Source organism: Actinomyces sp. HMT 175 (assembly GCF_016694895.1).
GTDB classification, from domain to species: Bacteria; Actinomycetota; Actinomycetes; order Actinomycetales; family Actinomycetaceae; genus Actinomyces; species Actinomyces oris.
In genome coordinates, this window is record NZ_CP068012.1 from 2292133 (window position 1) to 2313112 (window position 20980).

Below are 20980 nucleotides of genomic sequence, written 5' to 3' on the forward strand. Positions count from 1 at the left end.
ACGCCCGGTTCAGCCGGCCTCGGGCTGGACGTAGCCGGCCTCATCCTCCTCGAGGTCACCCGTGGATCCTGCGGCGACGGCGGAGCGGCCCAGGATGAGGGTGTAGGCCCACAGCAGTGCCAACGCACCGGCTCCGATGGCGATCTTGACCAACCAGGGGATGGGGGCCGGAGTCACGAAGGCCTCGATGAGTCCGGCGACGGCCAGGGCGACGGTCAGGCCCACGGCCACCGTGATGAGGGCCCGTCCCTCGGCGGCCAGCGCGGCCGTGCGGCTGCGCCGGCCGGGGACCAGCATGGTCCAGAAGAGCTTGAGTCCGGCCGCGCCGGCGATGAAGATGCAGGTCAGCTCCAGCAGGCCGTGCGGCGAGATGAGCGAGAGGAACACGCCGAGCATGTCGTGGTCGGCCATGATCGCCCCGGCCTGTCCCACGCCGACGGCGTTCTGGTACAGCATGTAGAGCGGCAGGAACCCCGTGATCCCTCCGGCCACGCAGATCGCTGCGATACGGGCGTTATTCGTCCACACCGCAGCGGCGAAGTCGGGGGCGGAGTACGTGGAGTAGTAGGACTCGAAGGCCTCATGGGCGTAGGTGTCCAGCGTCTCGGGGCTGCCCAGAGCTGCCATGGCCTCCGGACTGCGCAGGGTCCACGCCCCCACCACCAGCGCCAGGGCGATCTCGGCAACCATGACCCCGCAGGTCCACCACCGGATGCGGTACAGGGCCGCCGGCACGGACTGGAGAACAAAGCGGCGCACCGAACGGCTTCTCACCTCCCGTGTTCCGGTCAGGCGGCCGCGAGCCGCGGCCACTCGGGAGGACAGCTCGGCGATGAGTTGCGGATCCGGCGCGGCCGAGCGCACCCGCGACAGATGACGGGCGCAGGTGCGGTAGAGAGCCACGAGCTCATCGGTCTCAGCCCCGCTGAGGTGGCCGCGCCCCACGAGCACATCGAGACGTTCCCACTGATCGCGGTGCGCCGCGGAGAAAGCATCAAGATCCACGCAAGGAGTCTGTCATGACGGCCGCATCCCCCACATCCTCCGAGCGGATGATCGAGCCCGAGCTGCTCATCACCGGGGAGGCGGTCGCCCTGGAGATCACCCCGGCGACGGTCGCCAATCGCATCACCTCGGGACTCATCGACTACGCCGTCTATGCCCTGGGGGCAGGACTGTCCGTGGTCGTGGTGATGGTGCTGGCCATCTCCACGGGCTCGGAGTTCCAAGAGAATCTCGCGTTGACCCGGGCGATGCTGTCCCTGGCCCTCCTCGCCTGGGTGGTCGTCATCCCTCTGCTCGTCGAGCTCCTCAGCGGGGGCCGGAGCCTGGGCCGCATGGTGACCGGAGCCCGGGTGGTGCGCGACGACGGCGGTACCGTCAGGCTGCGCCACTGCCTGGTGCGCACGCTGCTGGCCGTCGTCGAGATCTGGGGCACCTGGGCCGTGCCGGCCCTGTGCGCCAGCATCGTCTCCAAGCGGGGGAAGCGGTTCGGGGACATGCTGGCCGGCACCTACGTGGTTCGAGAGCATCACCGCTCCCACATGGCGCCACCGCTGCTGATGCCCCCCGAGCTGGCTCAGTGGGCGGCGGGCACGGACCTGCGCGCCCTGCCAGGGAACCTGAGCCTGACGGCGCGCACCTTCCTGCAGCGCGCCTCCTCCCTCGTGCCCTCCTCCCGCCACCAGCTGGGACTCGAGCTGGCTTCTCAGGTCCAGGGATACGTCTCTCCCCCGCCTCCCGCCGGCACGCACCCCGAACGGTTCCTTGCCGCGGTTCTCACCGAGCGCCGTAACCGTGAGCTGGTGCTGGAGAGCCGCGACCGCCGGCTGGAGGAGGACGTGCTGCGGGACATGGCTCGCCCGCCCTATGGGGTGGGCGGGGAGACCCGACGGCGCTGAACCGCCCCGGGCTCGGCCCCACGACGGGCCACCCGGGTTGCAGCGGGGGCGCGGAGCCTTAGCCCTGAGGGTCGAGACCGGGCGCGGGCACGCGTGATGCCTCGTGCACCAGGAGGATCGGAACGCCGTCGCGCACCGGGTAGGCCAGGCCCGTGCCCCGGGAGACGAGTGCGGGGCGACCGGCCTCGTCGAGGCCGTCAACGAGCTCCTCGCCGCTGAGCGGGCAGCGCAGGGCGGACCTCAGTCCGGAGGGGAGGACCGCTCGCTGCTCAGGCACGGGAACGTCCGACCGGCTCATGCATCCCCCTTCTGTCCGCGCAGGACCCGCAGGTGCCCGCGCCGCAGGATCTCGTCCTCGGCGATCTCCGGCGGGGGCGGCAGCGGGGCCGTCAGGGAGGCCGGCATGATCCCGCCGGGACGGGGCCGGTGCTCGGCCGGCGAAGTGACCGGGCGTGGGGCGCGGGAGGCCTCGCGCACGGCGTCGGCCAGGGCCAGGAGGTCGTCCTCACTGGGGGGAGCCGGCTCGAACTCGGTGGCCAGGCGGATGATCTGCCAGCCGCGGGGGGCCGTGAAGGAGGAGACGTGCTTGTCGCACAGGTCATAGGCCTCGGGCTGGGCCTCGGTGGCCAGTGGCCCCAGCACAATGGTGGAGTCCGCGTAGACGGAAGTCAGGGTGGCCACGGCTGGGCGCTCGCAGCCGGGCTTGCGGCAGTGTCGGACTCTTCTCACGCTCGCAGGTTACCGTGCCGTTGCCCGCCGGTCATCCACACGCCGCCTAGGCTGGCCGATGTGACCGACCTGTTCCCCTTCTCGCCCGGGCGGATCCCCCCGCGCTCCGCCGCGGCACCGGGGCGCCGCCCGAGCAGTCGTCGTGACCGCCACGGCCGGGGGCTGCGCGGTCCACTCCTGCCGCCACATCTGCCGGCCTGGCGCACTCGCGCCGAGCGCTTCGACGAGCTCGTCGTGGACGCGGCCCAGAACCTGGCCAGACGCTGGCCGTCGGTGGATCAGATCCAGTTCGCCGTCGAGGAGGTCCCGCCCTCGGATCCGGCGCCCTGGGAGCGTTCGGTGGTGCTGGGACGCGGCTTCACCGCTGAGCCCCGTGCGGGACTGCCGGCGCGCGTCGTCATCTACCGCCGACCGGTGGCCTCCCGGGCCACGAACGATGCCGAGCTGGCCGACCTGGTGCACCGTGTCGTCGTCGAGCAGGTGGCCCTCATGCTGGGGCGCCGCCCCGAGGAGATCGATCCCGGCTCGGCCCTGTGAGGCGGACTCCCCCGCCCGGGGCCCGGTGTCGTCAGTCCAGCAGGATGCGGCGCTGGGCCTGAACGGTGGCATCGGGCTGAGCCGGCACGGTGGAGATGAGCGTGCCGGCCAGGTCCCCACCGGCCTGCGCGGTCACGATGGTTGCGGCGGCCAGGCCACTGGGGGTGTGCGAGGTCCCCGATGAGTCCTTCCGACCGGCCGCGTTCAGGCGGACGGCGGAGACCTTGGCCGGCACCTCGACGACGCTGGAACTGCCCTTGGCGACCTTGACGTCCTGCTTCCAGGAGCCGTCGAGGGAGGACAGGGTCACCGAGGTGGTCTCACCGCTGTTGGCCACGGTGACCGCCGAGCTCAGGGAGGCCGCGCGCGGCACCGCCAGCAGGCCGGAGTCCGCGGCACCGGGCAGCGCGGCCTGCGCCCAGGCCTGGTCGTGGACGAGGGCCTTGGAGCGCGCGGGGTACTCGCCGCCGCTGCGCACCGTGCGGACAGCGGCTCCCACTGGCGTGTTCGAGGTGACCTGTACCCCGTAGGTGCCCGCGGGCACGCCGGCCAGCTGGATGTCGAAGACGGAGCCGGCGTCGATGGTCACGGACTGCGCCCCGCTCAGCGGGCGGGCACCGTCCTTGCCGAGCATGGTCACCGACACGGTCGCCGGGGCGGCACCGGGGTTGACGATGCGCACGGCCGGGGTGTCGGAGGAGTCCGCACCGGTCTTGGCGTCGGGCATCTCACCCTGTGCGGCCGGCTCGGTGATCTCCACGCCGGGGATCACGAGGTCGGTGGCCGGGGCGGCTCCCGGGGTGATGACGTCGGTGCCGGCGGGGGTCTCCCCGTCGAGGGACTCGGTGACGAGGGTGGGCACCACGGAGCCGCCGTCGGCCTCGACGGATACGGCGATGCGCGGGTCCTGGCTGCCCTTCGTCTCCAGGGCCAGGGAGGAGGAGCCGCCCGCGGGCACGGTGATCTCCCCGTTGCTGGGCAGGCTGAGCCGACCGATGGAACCGTAGAGGGTGACCTTCGCGGTGGCGGGGGTGACGCCGGGGTTGACCAGTCGCAGCTCGGCCGAGGAGCCCGCCGCGATGGAGCCGCCCACGATCCAGGACATGGCGGACGGCTGGGTGCAGGGGGCGGCGGTGAGCCCCCGCAGGTCACCGCTCTTGGTCAGAGTCGTCACCGCCCCGACGGCGTTGGCCACCCGGCCGTCCGCGGGAGCGAGGGTGAGGATGCCGCCCTCGGCGGTACTCATGGAGGTGGCTGTGTCGGTGGGGATGCTCCGACCGGCATAGGTGGCCGACTTGGCGGCCCCGTCTCCCTTGGCCGGGACGATGGCGGTGGCGGACTCCATGGCGCCGACGTCGGTGCCCCGCAATGTATTGGTGGGCGCGTGCGGGCAGACGTAGGTGGTGGTGCCTCCGGGCTGGGCCAGGCTCAGGGCCTGCAGCTGCGGGGTCGGTGTGGTCGGTGCGGTGTACCCCCACCAGGTGACGCCTCCGACGGCTGCGGCCAGCGCGAGGGAAGTCAGGACACCGACGCCGCGGGAGACCGTCTGCCCCAGTGACCGGCGGTGCCGCCTGGTGCTGGCGGGGCTCCTCCGCCGCTTCGTGGAGGGGCTGGTGGAGGGAGTGTCAGTCTCATCCACCGTCTCGGCATCGGTGTCATCCGACGCCTCGGCATCGGTGTGGGGGGCGTCGTCAGTGGCCTCGTCGGTGGGGGTGCTGCCTGAGCCCTGGTCCTGGCCGGCGGGGCTGTCATCGCCTTCCTCCGCCTGCGTGTCCGCCTCCTTGTTCACCGCCTCGTCCGCGATCTCATCCGCGGTCTCGTCGTCGGTCTTCTCCGCGGAGGCGGTCTCGTCGTCGGCCTGCTGCGGGTCCGGCCTGGTCGACCTGTGCTGCGGGGGCTGGGTCTCGGCCTTCTCCTCCGACTCCTGCTGGCTGTCGGCGTCGTCCTGACGGGGCTGCGTCATGAGGCCATCTCCTTTCCGCGTCGCAGGGGCAGTGCCGCCACCAGGGTCAGGGCCCAGACGGCCCAGATCGTGTAGGTCGCGGCGGCCGTGGACCTGCGGGTGTGGGTGACCACCAGCTCCCCGCCTTCAGAGCCGACGGTGAAGCCCTGCTTCCAGCTGCCGTCCTGGGCGCGAACCGTGGTGGCCTCAAGGCGCCGGCCATCGAGGGTGGCGCTCCAGCCGGCGTCGGAGCGCTCCACCATGACGAGGGTGCGGGGGCCGGCTCCGGCGGGGATCTCGGTGCGGGTCCCTGAGCCGGTACCGGTGGAGGCGACCGGGGTGACCACACCTCCGGCGTCCAGGAGGCTCAGGCGGGCCGAGTCGGGGTGAGCCGAGGACGTGACCCTCCAGGAGTTGCCCGAGGCGGTCTGGGCGAGCTGCTCCAGTCCCGGCGTTGAGGCCAGGCCGACGCGGGCCTCGGCGGTGACGGCGTCGCCCTCCTGATGATCGAGCACGACGACGGCGATGCCGTGGGCCGCCAGGGCGTCGGCGGCTCCCTTGTCCTGTCCGGCGGTGGCGCGGGTGACGATCTGGGCGAGCTCGACGTCGGCGGGGTCGTCCAGGACGAGTGCCTGACCTGAGGCTCCGCTGTTGGGCCTGGCCGGCTGAGCGTCCTTGCCGGGCTTGAGCCCGGGGTCGGCCAGTGCCGCGGCGGCACGGGTGCGCGCCTCGACGTTGACCGCTCCGGGCAGGACGTCGCTGATCTGGGTGCCGGGCCCGCGCCAGATGGTGGCCTGGAGCCCCTGCGGCGTGGAGGTGAGTCTGAGAACTCGTCCGGCCGCCGCCGAGCCCTGGAACTGCTCAGCGATGAGCGGGATCTGCTGGGGCGTGGAGTGCAGCGCCAGGACCCGCGGGTTACTGGCGCGGTGAGCCTGGTAGGACCAGATGCCACCGACCACCACCGGGGCGAGCAGGACGAGGCAGGCCGCGGTCGTGAAGGCCGTCTTGAGGCGGCGCGATCGCTTCTGCCTCGCCGTCGGGTCTGCGGCCGAGGAGGAGGCCACGTCGGCATCCTTCCGGCTCCTGCGCTCCAGCGCTCGACGGCCGCCTCTGGGCCGCTGCCCAAGCAGGTCCCAGATGGTCTCGCCGGCGGTTAGGGCCGCCGCGAGGAAACCGCTCAGTGCCAGGGACAGACCGGCCCCGGACCATCCGTTGACGGGAGCCAGGCCGCTTCCGGCAACGTCCGGTCCCAGCCCGGTCGGGGTGCGCAGGCAGAGCCCGGCCAGGATGAGGCCGCCCAGGGCCAGGAGGATGCCGGTGCGGGCCACCCGGACGCGCCGGGAGACGAAGAGCCCGACGACGCCCAGGACCGGGACCAGCGCCAGCAGCACCCGCAGCAGGACACTCAGAGCCCCGGAGGAGACCAGGGCGTCCAGGTCCATCGGGGAGCCGACCAGCAGGTCGAGACTGCTCGGCGCCGGCGCGGAGACGGGCAGGCCGATGTCGGTCAGCAGCAGCCGGACCCCCTCGGCCCAGCCCGCCTTGTGGCCGAGCAGCCAGGCGCCCCACCAGGCCGGGGCGGCGGTGACCAGCATGGGGACCAGGGTGAGGACAAGCTTGAAGCCGCGTCGCGTGGTCACCGACAGCAGAAGGACGATGACTGCCAGCACGGCGGCGGTGGCTGGGACGGCCGCGACGACGACGCTCAGCAGCAGCCCTGCGACTGCGGCAGCAGTCGCCGACCCGTAGCCGTACTTCTCCGTGGGGGGCAGGTCGACCTCGGGTTCGCGAGCGGCCGGGGCACGGACGACAGGGTCGGTCTCCGCCTCATCCTCACCGCGGTCATGATCCTCATCGTCCGAGGCATCCTCCCGGGCGGGGGTCGTGTCGGCCTCCCCGTCCTGGACAGGTTCGGCATCACCCGCAGTATCACCCTCAACATCCACTGCATGCACTGCATCCGCAGCATCCTCGGTGGCCGCGGCGTCGTCAGTGTCCTCGGTGTCCTCGGTGTCCTCGGTGTCCTCAGCCTTCGACTCGGCCTGTGCCTCCTCATCCAGGTGGGCGAGGTCGGTGACCTTCTCGGTGGAGAATCGGTCGAGCTCGGCGCGCTCCTCGTCGGTGAGCAGGTGGGCACCCACCAGTCCGGACAGGACGAGGTCACGCCGGTCGGCGCCCACTGCGCGGGCCAGTGCCAGCAGCGCCCAGGGCAGGACGAGGTGGACCAGGAGGGCACCGAGGCGCCCTTGGCCCAGGGCGAGCAGGAGGCTGGGAGACAGGGACCACACGAGTGCCGCCCAGGCCCGCAGCACTACCTTCCGGGTCATCGTGCCGGCGGCGAACCATGCCCCCAGCGCCGCCAGGGGCACGGCCAGGAGCACCAGAGCACTGATGAGCGCGCTGGTCTCCAGACCGACCAGTCTTCCCAGAGCCGCCGGTAGGGCCAGGATGCCCAGCAATGGGGTGACGCCGCCCGGGTAGCCGTCCGCGGTGGCGATCCAGGTGCTCCAGGCGCTGTCCCACATCTGCCGCCAGCCGCCGCTGAACAGGGGCAGGGCCCCACCGGTGATCGAGCGGGTCAGCAGCAGCCGGGACAGGCCGTAGGTGCTCAGTGCCAGCACCAGCACCATGACCGCGCTCAGGGTGCGGCGCCGGCTGCGGGCCAGTGCGGCGAGCTCACGCAGCTCAAGCTCACTAGGGGCCGCTGCACGGGCGCGACGCTCGCGCTCCTGGCGGCTGCGATCACGGCGCACCCCGCGGATCTCGGCCGCCGTAGCGTACAGACGCCCCAGTGCGGATGCGGGCACCTTGGTGTGCTGGGCGAGCCGACGTCTGGCGGCCCTGACCCGTCGGCCACGGCCGGCCACGGCCAGAGCCGCGCCGAGCTCGTCGCGGGCCAGCGCCGGAGCCTTGGAGGCCAGGCGCCACACGAACCGCAAGAGTCCGAGGACGACGAACCAGGTCAGCAGCAGACCGATGGGACGGGTGGAGAAGGCCGCCCAGTTGGTGAGCTGGGCGCTGCGCCGAGCCCGGAAGGATCGCTCCGGGTCGGGCTCGGGAAGGGCGACCTCGATGGCCTCGGCATCGGTGCGGGGCGGCGCGTCGGAGGAGTGGGAGACGGATGCGGGGCGGCGAAGCCCCTGGTAGGAGGCTCGTCGGTGGCGGATGACGGCAGTGGGTTCGACGATGACGCGGTATCCGGCCAGGCGCGCGGCGCGCGAGAGCTCCAGGCCGTCACCGAAGGGGCCGAGCCACGGGGCGATGCCGCCGATCTCCTCCCACACGGCCCGGTCGATGAGGGCGCCGGCTGTTCCTACGGCAAGGACGTCACTGCGGTCATCGTGCTGGCCCTGGTCGACCTCGCCGGGGACGATGTCATTGGCGCGGCGGGCCGAGGCGGTGGCGCGCAGCCCGACCTCCAGGAGCAGCTCGGGGTTGTCCCAGCCCACCTGCTTGGGTCCGACGATTCCCACGGAGCGGGCGTTGGTCGCGGCGGTCAGCAGCCGCTCGAGGCAGTCCTCAGCGGGCGCGGAGTCATCATGGAGCAGCCAGAACCACACCTGGTGCTCCGGCATCTCCGGGGTGGCCTCGGTGGGGGCCACGAGCCGCTGCTCGTAGGCGGTGATCGGCGAGAGCGCGCCGGTGGGACCGGTGATGGGACCCGAGCCCGACAGCAGCAGGTCCCGCACCGAGGTGCGCGGCCCGCTCGAGGTGGTGTCAGCATCTGAGCCCTCTGCGCCGTCGAGGGCCTCGGAGCTGCGGCGCTTGCGGTTACCGGCGGCGACAAGCCCGGCATAGGCGGTCAATCCCCGTGAGACGGCGTCGCCGAAGTTCTTGGCCTCCTTGGCCCTGACGACGCGCACGGCGGTGACGGCGTCCAGCCCCGACCTCTCCACGAGCTCCTCGATCGGGGTTCCGTCCCCCAGCCCGTTGGCTCGCGAGGCGACGTCGACGACGAGGACGACGTCGGGCGCGCAGGTCTGTGAGGTGATCGCGGACAGTGTCTGCGCCAGAAACGGGCTCGCCCCGGCCGACACGACGACGGCCAGGGCTCCTACCCGACTGGCTCCCTGTGTGGAGCCGGCGGGGGTCATACTGCGCGACGCTTGAGCTTGCGCCGCTCGCGCTCCGACATGCCGCCCCAGATTCCGAAGCGCTCGTCGTTGGCGAGGGCGTACTCGAGGCACTCCTCACGAACCTCGCAAGTCGCACAGACTCGCTTGGCCTCGCGTGTGGAACCACCCTTCTCAGGGAAGAAGGCCTCAGGGTCCGTCTGGGCGCACAGAGCGCGCTCCTGCCACGCCAGAGGACCTTCATCGACGTCGTCACCGCCACCGAAGAGGAGCGACAGTACCTCCGCGTCAGGCTCCTCTGGGTGCTTCAGTGGGCCGTCGCCGAGGATGTTCCACATGCCGGCCTCCCTTCGATCCGAGCTTCTTGCCAGTAAGAATTACATGCGTGTGAGACAAGGCCAGTCAAGCCAGCGAGGGAAAGTTCACCCTCTCGTGACCGTCGACATCATTCCTTGATATATCAAGGAAAATCCCCATCTGGATGGAACCATATGTCGACTTCCTACAAAACCCCTGAGAGGCTCCCACTGCCTGGCTGACAGTGGAAATACCCACGGCACTGCAGAGGATTACAGGACGCCTGACGCACGTTCACATCATGCCCCTACCGACTGGACACCACCAGGGAAGTTCCTGAAAGCCACAGGATCTGCTTCAATCGTGGTCATGCCAGATCCCTTGCTCCCACTGCTCCCCAGTCCGCAGGACGCCGACAGGCCGTGGCTCGTTTGTTATGGAATCGACGAACGAGTCGAGCTGACAGGGCACGTCCTGTCCATGTGGCTGGCGAAGATCGCGGGATTCGTCACATCAGAGTCGACGCCCGGTGACGGAGTCCATGTGGGCCTCCCTCCGCACTGGCGGAGCGTCGCCTGGGCCTGCGGTACGTGGCTGGCGGGGCGCAGCGTGCTCCTGGGAAGCAGCGCGCACATCCACGCCGCCGGCCTCTTCCCCGAGCTGAGCGTGGCCTTCGCCCCGGAGAGCCTCTTCGATGAGGCCGAGGCGCAGGCGCTGGTCCCGCCCGCCTCGCTGGCGCTGCGCTGGCCAGGCGAGCTGCCTGCCCTCGTGCTCGACGGCGCCGCCGACCTCATGCACTATCCCGACCGCTTCACACCGGTGAGCACTGCGGCTGATTCGGTGTGCCTCAGGGACCTCGCCGCCGAGGGGGCAGCGCCTGCGGCTCCGGGCACCACTGCGGCCACCGTCCCCTCAGGCGAGCGGCCCTCCACCCTGACGCGCGCCCAGCTGGCAGCCCGGGTCGAGGCGGCAGGCGCATCCACGGGGGCCGGCAATCGCTCCGCCTCACGTGCGGTCCTGGTGCGCAGCCCCGACACGGCCCAGATGCTCCTGGAGGTGCTGGTCGCCTGGCGCGCCGGGCGCACCGCGGTGGTTCTCACCCCCGAGGCGGATGACGACGTCGCCGCGGCCGCCATCCGGCAGGAGGGCATCACCGCCTGAGTCGGCGGGGCTCAGCCCCGCCGCGCCCACCGGTGTCAGGGGACGTCGGCCTGGACGAGGGTGCCCTCCCCCTCGACGGACAGGCTGCGTTCGTCGGCACCGACGAATACGGCCTCGCCCTGGGCGAGCGTCTGGGTGTCGGCCTGGGTCACCAGGGTCATGGCTCCCTCGACGGCCAGGAGGATGCGCGGCCCCCGTCCGGGAACCGGCAGGCGCCCGTCGGCGGCCACCACGGTGGTGACCATGAGCTCGAAGTCATCCACCGGAGCGTAGTAGGCGCGGGTGGCGCGAGAGAGGTACTCGGGGGCGGGGCGCACCGGCGGCGCCGCCACGTAGTCGACGCAGGCCAGCATCTCGGGGACATCAATGTGCTTGGCGCTCAGTCCGGCACGCAGCACGTTGTCCGAGGAGGCCATGACCTCCACGCCCAGACCGGAGATGTAGGCGTGCACGCTTCCCGCCGGTACGAACAGCGCCTCGCCGGGCTGCAGGGTGACGGGGTTGAGCAGGAGCGCGGCGGCGATGCCGGGGTCCCCGGGGAAGGTGTCGGCCATCTTCACGACGTTGGAGTCCACTCGCAGCGACGGGGACGTGCCGGCCTCGAACCTGGCGGCGATCTCAGTGACGAGGGCGTCGATCTCCTGGGGGCTGGGACGCGTGGCGGCCGAGACGACGTCGGAGAAGACCTGCCGGATGCCGTAACGCGTGGGGTTGAGGCGCAGGGTGCGACGCATCCGGCGGGCCAGGGGGCTGTCCAGGCCGGCCAGGACCTCGACGGCGCGGCGCGGGGCCCGGAAACCGGCGACGGCCTGGAAGCGGGTGAGAGCCAGGACCATCTCCGGCTTGTGGTTCGTGTCCTTGTAGTTGCGGCAGGGGTGATCCAGGGCGATGCCGGCCTCGTCCTCCAGGGCGTAGCCCTCGGCAGCCTGGGCCTGACTGGGGTGGACCTGGAGGGACAGGGGCTGCTCGGGCGCGATGAGCTTGAGAAGGAAGGGCAGCCGGCGCCCGAAGCGCCAGATGATGTCCTCCCCCAGGAGGCGCTCCGGCTCGGCGTCGATGAGCTCGGAGAGCACACCGCCCTCGGTGACCTGGGCGGGCCCGGCCGGGTGGGATCCGTACCAGGCCTCGGCCCAGGGGTCGCCGTCGTCAGCCCTGCCCAGGAGGGCTGGGATGGCGGAGGTCGACCCCCAGGCGTACCGCTGGCGCGCCGGCTCAAGTCGTCTCATGGCGCCTCACCGTACCGGTGCGCGGGCACGTCCTAGGCCTCGGCTCCGGGAGCCGGGAAGGGGGTGACCTCGGCCAGACGGGGGTGCGCCTTGTCCTTGTCGGAGAGGATCGCCTCACTCAGTGCGATCGGCCAGGGCACGTTCACCGTCTCATCGGCCAGGTTAAGGAAGGTGTACCGGGCGTCGGCCGACCAGTGGTCGTTGACCAGGTAGGTGTAGGCGGTGCCCGGCTCCAGCGTCTGATAGGAGTTGCCCACGCCTCGAGGCACGAACACCGCCACCGACGGGTCGATCTCGCAGGTGTAGACGGCTCCGAAGGAGGGTCCCTCGCGCAGGTCCACCCAGGCGCCGAAGACGCGGCCGGTGGCCACCGAGACGAACTTGTCCCAGGGCTCGGCGTGGATGCCGCGGGTGACCCCGACCTCGTTGTTGAAGGAGATGTTGTTCTGCACCGGCCCGAAGTCGGGCAGCCCCAGGGCCAGCATCTTCTCCCTCTGCCAGTTCTCCTTGAACCAGCCGCGGTTGTCCCCGTGAACAGTCAGGTCGATCCGCAGGAATCCCGGAATCGGCGTCTCCTCGATGGCAAGCGGCTTGCCCAGCTCGATCTGCCCCATTGATGGCCCCTTCTGTGCGCACAGGTCTTGGTCTCAGCGCCCCGTATCCGTCAGGCGCCATTGCCCGAGTCTATCGGTGCGGCCCGTCGACACCCCGAAGGACGAGGCCACCAGGGGCGGAACGTGCCGGGAAACACGAACATGAGCTCCCGATCCGCCCGATCCTGGCGCCATTGAGGGCCTCAATAGGTCATGCTTGGAGCATGCGAGGAATCATTCTGGCCGGAGGCTCCGGCACGCGACTCAACCCGATCACCCTGGGGACCTCCAAGCAGCTGGTGCCCGTCTACGACAAGCCGATGATCTACTACCCGCTGAGCACCCTCATGCTCGCCGGGATCCAGGACGTCCTGGTCATCACCACCCCCCACGACGCCCCCTCCTTCCACCGTCTCCTGGGCGACGGCTCCCAGCTCGGCGTCAACCTGTCCTACACGGTTCAGCAGGAGCCCAACGGCCTGGCTCAGGCCTTCGTCCTGGGCGCCGACTTCATCGGTGACGACAGCGCCGCCCTGGTCCTGGGCGACAACATCTTCTACGGCCCCGGCATGGGCACCCAGCTGCGCCGTCACACCAACCCCGACGGCGGCGTCGTCTACGCCTACCAAGTCGCCGACCCCACGGCCTACGGCGTGGTCGAGTTCGATGAGAGCTTCAAGGCCATCTCCATCGAGGAGAAGCCGGCCCAGCCCCGCTCCAACTACGCCGTGCCCGGCCTGTACTTCTATGACAACGACGTCGTCGAGATCGCCAAGAACCTCCAGCCCTCCGCCCGCGGCGAGTACGAGATCACCGACGTCAACCGCACCTACCTGGAGGCCGGCCGGCTGACCGTGGAGGTCCTGCCCCGCGGCACCGCCTGGCTCGACACCGGCACCTTCGACTCCCTGGCCGACGCCACCAGCTTCATCCGCACCGTCCAGCACCGTCAGGGCCTCAACATCGGCGCTCCCGAGGAGGTCGCCTGGCGCATGGGCTTCATCGACGACGAGGGCCTGCGCCAGCGCGCCGAGCCCCTGGTGAAGTCCGGGTACGGCGCCTACCTCCTGGGTCTGCTGGAGAACCAGCAGTCCTGAGGATTCTGGCCGGAGACCTCCGGCCTGCTCCTTTCCTGCCTCATGACGTGTGGGCGGGTGGCGCCACTCCGCGCCGCCCGCCCACAGTGCTTACGACTCCTGGGGCGCCTCGTGCTTCTCGGCTGTGCGCGTCAGCATTGCGATGGCGGTTCCCAGTGCCGCAGTGGCGAAGCAGGTCGTGAGGAACCAGACCATCATGGGTGAGACCGGTGCACTCCACCACCACTCGATATGCTTGTTGAGGTCGAGTTCCCACCGTTCCTGGGCACCCTGCACGAATCGCAGCAGCAGCGTATGCAGGGTGATTGTCTGGCACAGCGATATGAAGACGGTGACCCAGACGGCCTGCGGAACTGTGAACCACGCCCCCTCATCCTGATCGACGGCCAGCATGAGGAAGAAGGTGGGCGCCAGCAGCGGGAAGATGTACCGGGCCTGATAGAGCTCGATGGTGTCCATGGCGCCGTTAGCGTAGAACAACGCCGGAAGAAGGACCATCGACCCCACGATGATCGCCAGAGCGGTCCACTTCCGCCAACCGCCACGGCGCAAGCCGACGGCCACGAAAGCACCGGCCGCCATAATGGTGAGCACATAGGGGGCACGGGCCCCCAGAGGAACATCGTGCCACCCCGGGGTCCATGTGTGCCCCCAAAATCCGCCGAGATACTTCGGAGCAGTCTCCAGCCCAACGAGGAGCTTCTCGAAGAACGGCTGCTTGTCGGCAGATTTTGCAGGATCAGACGCCTCGAAAACCCGCAGGAAGTATGCGACCTTCGACACCTGGGACGAAGCCATAAAGGTGCCGAACCCGAGGAGGGCTACTCCGGCGAGGGCACTCAGCCCTATCCATCCCCCTCGTTTCCACGGCACCGCGAAGAGCAGGGCAAGGCCGACAACAAGGAGGAAGAAGGCGGCGTCATATCGCGACGTCAAGCACATCACGGCGCCGATCACCGCGCAGATCACGAGGGCAATACGACGACGCCCGTTCTGCTGCGGGGCCATCAATGTTGCCGCGGAGTACGCCATCAACCCAGAGACGGCCCACGAGCTGGGATTGTTGGAAGCGATGAAGTAGACCCCCATGGGGACCCACGAGGCGACAATCGCGCCGATGAATGGCCGCCTCAACTGCCGCGGCGCACAGAAGCCGATGGTTCCCAGAAGCGTCACGGCGATGAGCACATTGACGCCGCGCATCACCAGGACCGAGGTCTGCACGTCCTTGCCGACGAGGAGGTGATGGAAGTGGTAGTAGCCAATTGGGTAGGCGCCATTGTCGAAGCGCTTGGACCACACCATATGAGAATCGTCGTACCCAAGCGCGCATCCCGCCGACTTATTCGATTGCAGGACGTAGCACCTCATTGACTCGTCCGCCACCGCGATCGGAACCCGGACCACCGGATCGCCGTCGACAACACTGGTCTGGCAGGACTCACCCACCGGACGTGGGCACCAGATGCTGCCCAGGTGATAGTTGTCGTCGGGAGACGACTCCACCGGAGAGGACACCGCCCACCCGAGTCCGGTCAGCAGCATCAGGATGAGGAGGAGCCCGCCCACCACTGCCGGGCGCCGGGACAGCACGGCGCCGGTTTCCATACGACTCATGGTCGGCAGTCGTAAGTACTTGGTGAGCTCACGTCTCATGCTGATCTCCGACGAGAAACGGGGGCGAGGGAGTGTAAACCAGTCTGATTCAACTTACAGGAGGCCCTGGAGATAGGCCTCCAGGCGCTCCGTGGAGTCAGCCGGGGTGAAACCTGCAGCCTTGATCTTCGCCAGGTCCAGGGCCGAGTTCAGTGGCCGCGGTGCGATCCCCTCCTGACCGGCGTAGTACTCCTCAGTGGTGACAGCAGTGACCTCGTCGGGACTATGGCCGGCGCGCTCGTAGACCCGCTTGGCGACATCGGCCCAGGAGACGATCGGCCCATCACCGGAGAGGTTGTAGGTACCGAACTCGGCGCCCGAGGTGAGGAGGTGGATGATGCCCGCCGCCAGATCGGAGGCGAAGGTGAGGCGCCCAGTCTGGTCGGCCACGACACTCGGCGTGATGCCGCGCTCAGCCAGGGAGAGCATCGTCTTGACGAAGTTCTTGCCATCACCGACCACCCAGGAGGTGCGCACCAGGTAGTGCTGGGGACAGACACTGACGGCGGCGTCCCCGGCGGCCTTGGACTGGCCGTAGACCCCCAGCGGCGAGGGGGTCTCCTCCTCGGTGTGGAGGGCCGTGGCCCCGTCGAAGGTGTACTCGGTAGACAGGTGCACCAGCGTCAGGCCGTGCTGGACGGCCGCCCGGGCCAGGTTGACCGGGCCGACCGTGTTGGCCCGCCACGACAGGCGGCGCCCCTCAGGAGTCTCCGCCCCATCCACGTTGGTCCAGGCCGCGGCATTGATGATGACGTCGTAGCCAGTCCAGTCCCAGGAGGACATGGCGGCCGCGTCCGAGATATCCACCTCGGGCAGGTCGACGCCGGTGGGTTCGAAGCCCACCTGTGGCAGCAGGGTCATGAGCGCGCGCCCCAGCTGGCCGTTGGCGCCGGTGACGAGAACCCGTCCGCGCATCTGCCCTTCGTCGTGCCCGGCACGGGGGAGAGAGGTCCCCTCAGTCTGCACCGGCTTGGTCTCGTTCACTGGCCGTCTCTTCCTTCCCGCGCGCGTCGTATCGCCGACGTCTCACCATGGGCATAACCCGTCGATGAACACTACACGAGTGCACCGGCCACGTTGGTCGATATCACCAAGGACAAACGGCTTACCGCGCTCCGCTCAGGGGTAGGCACTAGCGCGCCAGGACGGCGCGGTAAGCCTCGACGTGCGCCTGGGCGGAGGCCCTCCAGGTGAACTCGGCGGCCCGCTCGAGGGCGGCGACCCCCAGGGCCCGGCGCCGCTCGGGCTGGGCGTCCAGGACCACGAGGCCCCGGGCAATGGCTTGGACGTCCGATCCGCAGTAGGCGACGGCGTCGCCCCCGACCTCCGGAAGGCTCAGCTCGCGGGTGGTGAGCACGGCGGCCCCGCAGGCCATGGCCTCCAGGACCGGCAGGCCGAAGCCCTCACCGATGGAGGGATAGGCCAGGATCTCGCAGCCGGACAGGAATCCGGGCAGGTCCTCCAGGGGCAGGTAGCCGGGCCGCAGGACGTTCAGGTGCCGGGGCACCTGAGCCAGGGCGGGCTCAATGTCCTCGTCCCACCCGGGTCCGCCGGCCAGCACCAGGGCCGGGGCGTCCTCGCAGTCGCGGAAGACGCTGGCCCAGGCGCGCACCAGGTTGGGAACGTTCTTGCGGGGCTCCAAGGTTCCCAGGAAGCCGATGTAGCGCCGGCCCTCCAGTCCGAGGGAGGCGGCCACGCGGGCCCGTTCGGCGTCGTCGACCGGGTGGAACACGGAGGTGTCCACGCCGTGGTAGGCGACGTGGAAGCGCTCGGGGTCGCCTCCGACGTACTTGATGGTCTCGTTGCGAGTGGCCTGTGAGGGCACGACGAGTGCGTCGGCCCGGCGCACGGCCCGGCGGATGGCGCTGGTGAAGAACCTCTGCTTGAGGGGTGAGTGCGCCTGCGGGTGGGAGAAGAACGTGGCGTCGTGGAGGGTGACGACCACGGGTACCTGGTGCAGGGCCGGGAAGGTGTAGTGGGGCGAGTGCAGGACGTCGGGGCGGATGCGGCGGATGAGTGCCGGTAGCCCCGTCTGCTCCCAGGCCATCCGGGCGCCGCGCGACTCCATGGACTGCGAGACCGGGAAGAGGTGGGCGCGGGGCACCTTGGCGGAGAAGTGCGCCACGTCCCGCTGCTGGACGGCCATGGCCAGGTTGACGCCGCAGGCGATGAGCTCGGGCACGAGGTCGTCGACATAGCGTCCCACGCCTCCCAGGTCAGCCGGGATCGCCGTCGCATCGAGAAGAACCTTCATGACGGCAGGCTACCGCGCCTGGCGCGGTCACCCCGTACTCTGAGCCCATGAGCGCAGATCATTCCCGCCCGGCGCACTCCCCGGCCCCTTCCCCCTCCCCCGCCTCCCGCACCGCGTCCTCCACCGCCAAGGGCCCCCGTCCACCGGCTCGCCCCCGCGGGCCACGCGTGGGCATGGTGGTGGAGCAGCTGTGGCAGCCCGTGCCCGGGGGGTCGGGCACCTACATCGTCGAGCTCGCCCAGGCCCTGCGCGCCCGGCGGGTGCCCGTGGCCGGGATCGCCGCCCACCACCAGGGGGCCGCCTCGCCGCGCCAGGTCGGACTGCCGCCGATGCCGATGCGCTCCTCCCACCTGCCGCGCACCGCCCTGTACGAGTCCTGGAACCGTCTGGGGCTGCCGCGGGCCGAGTCCATCCTGCCCGGCGCCCAGCTCATCCACGCCACGACCTGGGCACTGCCCCCCACCTCGCTGCCGCTGGTCGTCACCGTGCACGACCTGGCCTTCCTGCGCTCACCCGAGCACTTCACCGCGCGCGGCAACGCCTACTTCAGCCGCTGCCTGGAGCGCGTCATCGCTGAGGCCAGCGCCATCATCGTCCCCTCCCAGGCCACCGCCGACGACTGCATCGCGGCGGGGATCGACGCCGCCCGCCTCTACGTCATTCCCCACGGGGTGCGCACCCGCACCGTCACCGACGAGCAGGTCGAGGGTTTCCGAGCCGCCCGGGGCCTCACGCGCGACTACGTCCTGTGGACGGGTACCCGTGAGCCCCGCAAGAACCTACTGGGACTGCTGCGCGCCTTCGCCCTCCTCATTGAGGAGCACGACGACGCCGGCGGCCTCGACCTGGTCCTCGTCGGTCCGGCCGGGTGGGGCGACGACGCCGCCGAGCGCGAGCTGCTGACCCGCCTGGGTGATCGGGTCCACGTCACCGGCAGGCTCGACGACGACGAGCTGGCGGCCGCCTACCGCGGCGCCCGCGCCTTCTGCTTCCCCTCCATCTGGGAGGGCTTCGGCCTGCCGGTCCTGGAGGCCATGGCCTATGGGACCCCGGTGGTCACCAGCGCCGGGACCTGCATGGCCGAGGTGACCGGCGAGGCCGGCCTGCTGGCCGACCCCGCCTCGCCGCGTGAGATCGCCGGCCTGCTCGCCCAGGCCATCGGACCGCAGCACGACGAACTGGCCCAGGCCGGCCGCGAGCGCGCCCGGACCTTCACCTGGGAGGCCTGCGCCGCCGCGCACACGGAGGTCTATCACGCCCTCATCGGGGGTGCGGTGTGACCCAGCCCGTCAGGCGTCCCTCAGCTCGCGTCGTCGTCGTCAACTGGCGCCAGGCCGAGCTGACGATCCGGGCGGCCCGCTCCATCCGTGAGCAGCTGGGAGACGGGGACGTGCTGGTCGTCGTGGACAACGCCTCCGGCGACGGCTCGGCCGAGAGACTTCGCCGAGAGGGACTCACGGTGGTCGAGTCCCCTGAGAACCGGGGCTTCGGCGCCGGCGTCAACATTGGGGCCCGGGGCATGATCGAGGATGTCCTCGTCCTGCTCAACAATGACGCGGTGGCCGAGCCCGGCTTCCTCGAGGCGCTCCTGGCCCCCCTGGGCGACCCGCCGTCCGCGGCGGCTCCGGCCGCGACCACGGCACGGATTCTGCTGGCCGGCCGTTGGAAGCCCGCCACCCCCGGCCAGCGGGACGCCCTCGTCTCCCCCCGCACCGGGCGGTGGACCCGGGTTGACGATGAGGCCGCTGCCCGCGGTGAGGGGGAGGTCCTGGTCAACTCCACGGGCAACCTGGTGGACGCCTCCGGCAACGGCTATGACCGGGACTGGCTGGTGCCTGCTGGGCAGGAGCACTCCCCCAGTGAGGTCTTCGGCCTGTGCGGGGGCGCCTGCGCGATCCGACGTGAGGCGTGGCAAGCCCTGGGAGGCTTTCGCGAGGACCTGTTCATGTACTACGAGGACACGGACCTGTCCTGGCGCCTGCGCGAGCGCGGGTGGCGAGTCCTCTACGTGCGTGAGGCCGTGGCGCGCCACGAGCACGCCTCCTCCTCGGGCACGGACTCACCGATGTTCATCCGGGTCAACGTCCGCAACCGGATCCTGACGGCAGCTGCCCACAGTCCGGCCCCAGTGGTGATGCAGGCACTGGCCCGTACGCTGGTGCGCTCCCTGCGAGGACCGCAGCGCGGCCCGGTGCTGAGGGGACTGGCTCAGGCTCTCGCCGGCCTGCCCCGCGAGCTGCATCGGCGGGCCAGGAGCCGCGCACGCGGCTCGGCGAGAAGTTGTTGATTGTGGCAAGCGCCTACGCCAGCGCCACCCCACTCGATACAGTGACGGGGCTGAAACCTTGTCAGACGCCCCAGGCGGTTCGGTAACATCGCCAAGCATGATGCGCCCCTGACCAGATCAAGGAGGATCCCCGACAATGGCTGGACACGCCGCACAATCCCCCCGAGTCACCGTGGTGACCCGGACCCGTAACCGTCCCGTGCTGCTGACGCGCGCACTCCAGTCGGTCGGGGCGCAGTCCTTCCAGGACCTCGAGCTCGTCATCGTCAATGACGCCGGAAGCACCGAGTCGGTGGACAGCGCTCTGGAGAGCGCTCCCGAGTGGCTCAGGGAGCGCACCCGGGTGGTCACCAACGAGACCTCTCACGGGCGCGAGGCCGCCCTGGAGGACGGTCTGGCCGTCTCCTCCTGCGAGTTCTTCGCGATCCATGACGACGACGACTCCTGGGAGCCCGGCTTCCTGGCCGCCTGCGTGGCCCACCTCGATGACCACCCCGAGCACGGCGCTGTGGCGACGCGCTGCGACGTCGTCGATGAGATAGTCACCGACGAGGGCCTGACCGAGCGTGGCCGGTGGGTGATGACGCAGGACAAGGAGAGCTGGACCCTCATCGACACGATGGTGGCCAACTACGTCCCGCCGATCTCGCAGCTCATCCGCCGTGAGGTGGCCGATCGCATCGGCCACTGGGACGGCACCCTGCTGACCCAGGCCGACTGGGACTTCAATCTGCGGCTGCTGGCGACCTCCCCGGTGGGATTCATCAGTGACGAACCGCTGGCGCACTGGCACCACCGTGACTCCACCGACGGGACGATCGGCAACTCCGTCGTCGTCGACGCCGCCCACCACCGCACCGACAACCTCGCTATCCGGGACCGTTACGCCCGTCTGTCCGTGAGCTGCACCGGGACCGAGTCCTCCCCGCAGGGCGTGGCGGCCGCTTCCGAGAACCTCGGACTCCTGCTCGTCTCAGCGGAGTACTACCACCGGATCCAGAAGAGGCTGGAGCAGCAGGACGAGGAGATCGCGCACCTTAAGAAGGCCATGCACGACCTACGCTTCACCATCGGCGACCTGCATGACACGATGCGCCAGGTCCTTATGCACGCCTATGAGATCAACCTGAAGGTCGACCATGTGGAGGCCACGGCCAAGCCCTTCTTCCGCACTGTGGCCCAAGGGGTCAAGAAGATGCAGAGACGCTGAGTAGCGGCACTGACCGC

The 20980-nt window shown here is 70.2% G+C and carries 18 protein-coding genes; 7 read left to right on the forward strand and 11 right to left on the reverse strand.

The window, feature by feature from the left end; translation table 11 throughout:
• Positions 1 to 9 precede the first annotated feature (9 nt).
• Positions 10 to 1005 (reverse strand): stage II sporulation protein M, encoded by a 996-nt coding sequence (locus tag JJJ14_RS09580; RefSeq protein ID WP_201443991.1) that lies wholly within the window; start codon positions 1003 to 1005, stop codon positions 10 to 12.
• 14 nt (positions 1006 to 1019) lie between these two features.
• Here JJJ14_RS09580 and JJJ14_RS09585 point away from each other — a divergent pair, with 14 nt between their 5' ends.
• Positions 1020 to 1901, forward strand: a complete 882-nt coding sequence (locus JJJ14_RS09585; protein WP_201443992.1) for an RDD family protein — start codon at positions 1020 to 1022, stop codon at positions 1899 to 1901.
• A gap of 58 nt (positions 1902 to 1959) precedes the next feature.
• Here JJJ14_RS09585 and JJJ14_RS09590 read toward each other — a convergent pair whose 3' ends face one another.
• Together JJJ14_RS09590 and JJJ14_RS09595 are read right to left on the reverse strand one after the other, a co-directional pair.
• Positions 1960 to 2199: a Trm112 family protein gene (locus JJJ14_RS09590; RefSeq protein ID WP_201443993.1), complete on the reverse strand. Its 240-nt coding sequence runs from the start codon at positions 2197 to 2199 to the stop codon at positions 1960 to 1962.
• Entirely contained in the window at positions 2196 to 2630 is a 435-nt protein-coding gene (locus tag JJJ14_RS09595; protein ID WP_009407388.1) for a DUF3499 domain-containing protein, read from the reverse strand. The genes JJJ14_RS09590 and JJJ14_RS09595 overlap by 4 nt, the downstream gene beginning before the upstream one ends.
• A gap of 60 nt (positions 2631 to 2690) precedes the next feature.
• Here JJJ14_RS09595 and JJJ14_RS12625 point away from each other — a divergent pair, with 60 nt between their 5' ends.
• A complete protein-coding gene (locus JJJ14_RS12625; RefSeq protein WP_009407400.1) occupies positions 2691 to 3167 on the forward strand; it encodes a metallopeptidase family protein in 477 nt (158 codons plus the stop codon).
• 31 nt (positions 3168 to 3198) lie between these two features.
• Here the strand turns inward: JJJ14_RS12625 and JJJ14_RS09605 are convergent, their stop codons facing one another.
• Genes JJJ14_RS09605 through JJJ14_RS09615 form a run of 3 tightly spaced genes read right to left on the reverse strand, consistent with a single transcriptional unit; the run spans position 3199 to position 9520 of the window.
• Positions 3199 to 5130, reverse strand: coding sequence for a DUF5719 family protein (locus tag JJJ14_RS09605; protein ID WP_201443994.1), 1932 nt, complete (start codon positions 5128 to 5130; stop codon positions 3199 to 3201).
• Positions 5127 to 9203 (reverse strand): glycosyltransferase, encoded by a 4077-nt coding sequence (locus tag JJJ14_RS09610; RefSeq protein WP_201443995.1) that lies wholly within the window; start codon positions 9201 to 9203, stop codon positions 5127 to 5129. The genes JJJ14_RS09605 and JJJ14_RS09610 overlap by 4 nt, the downstream gene beginning before the upstream one ends.
• Positions 9200 to 9520, reverse strand: a complete 321-nt coding sequence (locus tag JJJ14_RS09615) for a WhiB family transcriptional regulator (RefSeq protein WP_003787027.1) — start codon at positions 9518 to 9520, stop codon at positions 9200 to 9202. Before JJJ14_RS09615 ends, JJJ14_RS09610 begins: the two co-directional genes overlap by 4 nt.
• 328 nt (positions 9521 to 9848) lie before the next feature.
• Here JJJ14_RS09615 and JJJ14_RS09620 point away from each other — a divergent pair, with 328 nt between their 5' ends.
• Positions 9849 to 10640 carry a TIGR03089 family protein gene (locus JJJ14_RS09620; RefSeq protein WP_201443996.1) on the forward strand — a complete coding sequence of 264 codons (792 nt, stop codon included), beginning with the start codon at positions 9849 to 9851 and terminating at the stop codon, positions 10638 to 10640.
• Between the two features lie 35 nt (positions 10641 to 10675).
• On the opposite strand, the gene manA is transcribed toward JJJ14_RS09620, so the two are convergent.
• Both manA and JJJ14_RS09630 read right to left on the reverse strand, forming a co-directional pair.
• The gene (gene manA / locus JJJ14_RS09625) at positions 10676 to 11866 is read right to left on the reverse strand and encodes a mannose-6-phosphate isomerase, class I (RefSeq protein ID WP_075374396.1); all 1191 of its coding nucleotides are present in this window, start codon (positions 11864 to 11866) and stop codon (positions 10676 to 10678) included.
• A gap of 32 nt (positions 11867 to 11898) precedes the next feature.
• Positions 11899 to 12480 (reverse strand): dTDP-4-dehydrorhamnose 3,5-epimerase family protein, encoded by a 582-nt coding sequence (locus tag JJJ14_RS09630; protein ID WP_201443997.1) that lies wholly within the window; start codon positions 12478 to 12480, stop codon positions 11899 to 11901.
• A gap of 203 nt (positions 12481 to 12683) precedes the next feature.
• Here JJJ14_RS09630 and rfbA point away from each other — a divergent pair, with 203 nt between their 5' ends.
• Positions 12684 to 13556, forward strand: a complete 873-nt coding sequence (rfbA, locus tag JJJ14_RS09635; RefSeq protein ID WP_075374394.1) for a glucose-1-phosphate thymidylyltransferase RfbA — start codon at positions 12684 to 12686, stop codon at positions 13554 to 13556.
• Positions 13557 to 13646: 90 nt separating this feature from the next.
• Here the strand turns inward: rfbA and JJJ14_RS09640 are convergent, their stop codons facing one another.
• The 3 genes from JJJ14_RS09640 to JJJ14_RS09650 form a co-directional block, all read right to left on the reverse strand.
• On the reverse strand, positions 13647 to 15212 hold the full coding sequence (locus JJJ14_RS09640) for a DUF2142 domain-containing protein (RefSeq protein ID WP_201443998.1): 1566 nt from the start codon (positions 15210 to 15212) through the stop codon (positions 13647 to 13649).
• 54 nt (positions 15213 to 15266) lie between these two features.
• Positions 15267 to 16196 carry an SDR family oxidoreductase gene (locus JJJ14_RS09645; RefSeq protein ID WP_201443999.1) on the reverse strand — a complete coding sequence of 310 codons (930 nt, stop codon included), beginning with the start codon at positions 16194 to 16196 and terminating at the stop codon, positions 15267 to 15269.
• A 148-nt stretch (positions 16197 to 16344) separates the two neighbouring features.
• A complete protein-coding gene (locus tag JJJ14_RS09650) occupies positions 16345 to 17466 on the reverse strand; it encodes a glycosyltransferase family 4 protein (protein ID WP_201444000.1) in 1122 nt (373 codons plus the stop codon).
• Between the two features lie 167 nt (positions 17467 to 17633).
• On the opposite strand from JJJ14_RS09650, the gene JJJ14_RS09655 reads away from it, so the two are divergent.
• From JJJ14_RS09655 to JJJ14_RS09665, 3 genes are all read left to right on the forward strand, one after another.
• Positions 17634 to 18746 carry a glycosyltransferase family 4 protein gene (locus tag JJJ14_RS09655; RefSeq protein WP_201445156.1) on the forward strand — a complete coding sequence of 371 codons (1113 nt, stop codon included), beginning with the start codon at positions 17634 to 17636 and terminating at the stop codon, positions 18744 to 18746.
• Positions 18743 to 19753, forward strand: a complete 1011-nt coding sequence (locus tag JJJ14_RS09660; RefSeq protein WP_201444001.1) for a glycosyltransferase family 2 protein — start codon at positions 18743 to 18745, stop codon at positions 19751 to 19753. Before JJJ14_RS09655 ends, JJJ14_RS09660 begins: the two co-directional genes overlap by 4 nt.
• A gap of 136 nt (positions 19754 to 19889) precedes the next feature.
• Entirely contained in the window at positions 19890 to 20963 is a 1074-nt protein-coding gene (locus JJJ14_RS09665) for a glycosyltransferase family 2 protein (protein ID WP_101558652.1), read from the forward strand.
• Positions 20964 to 20980 lie beyond the last annotated feature (17 nt).

What these genes read in the sequence shown, in the direction of transcription:
- JJJ14_RS09630 (WP_201443997.1), bottom strand. Translation starts at nt 12,480, where the DNA reads ATGGGGCAGATCGAGCTGGGCAAGCCGCTTGCCATCGAGGAGACGCCG.
- JJJ14_RS09640 (WP_201443998.1), bottom strand. Translation starts at nt 15,212, where the DNA reads ATGAGACGTGAGCTCACCAAGTACTTACGACTGCCGACCATGAGTCGT.
- JJJ14_RS09620 (WP_201443996.1), top strand. Translation starts at nt 9,849, where the DNA reads ATGCCAGATCCCTTGCTCCCACTGCTCCCCAGTCCGCAGGACGCCGAC.
- JJJ14_RS09605 (WP_201443994.1), bottom strand. Translation starts at nt 5,130, where the DNA reads ATGACGCAGCCCCGTCAGGACGACGCCGACAGCCAGCAGGAGTCGGAG.
- manA (WP_075374396.1), bottom strand. Translation starts at nt 11,866, where the DNA reads ATGAGACGACTTGAGCCGGCGCGCCAGCGGTACGCCTGGGGGTCGACC.
- JJJ14_RS09610 (WP_201443995.1), bottom strand. Translation starts at nt 9,203, where the DNA reads ATGACCCCCGCCGGCTCCACACAGGGAGCCAGTCGGGTAGGAGCCCTG.
- JJJ14_RS09585 (WP_201443992.1), top strand. Translation starts at nt 1,020, where the DNA reads ATGACGGCCGCATCCCCCACATCCTCCGAGCGGATGATCGAGCCCGAG.
- JJJ14_RS09650 (WP_201444000.1), bottom strand. Translation starts at nt 17,466, where the DNA reads ATGAAGGTTCTTCTCGATGCGACGGCGATCCCGGCTGACCTGGGAGGC.
- JJJ14_RS09615 (WP_003787027.1), bottom strand. Translation starts at nt 9,520, where the DNA reads ATGTGGAACATCCTCGGCGACGGCCCACTGAAGCACCCAGAGGAGCCT.
- JJJ14_RS09590 (WP_201443993.1), bottom strand. Translation starts at nt 2,199, where the DNA reads ATGAGCCGGTCGGACGTTCCCGTGCCTGAGCAGCGAGCGGTCCTCCCC.
- rfbA (WP_075374394.1), top strand. Translation starts at nt 12,684, where the DNA reads ATGCGAGGAATCATTCTGGCCGGAGGCTCCGGCACGCGACTCAACCCG.
- JJJ14_RS09665 (WP_101558652.1), top strand. Translation starts at nt 19,890, where the DNA reads ATGGCTGGACACGCCGCACAATCCCCCCGAGTCACCGTGGTGACCCGG.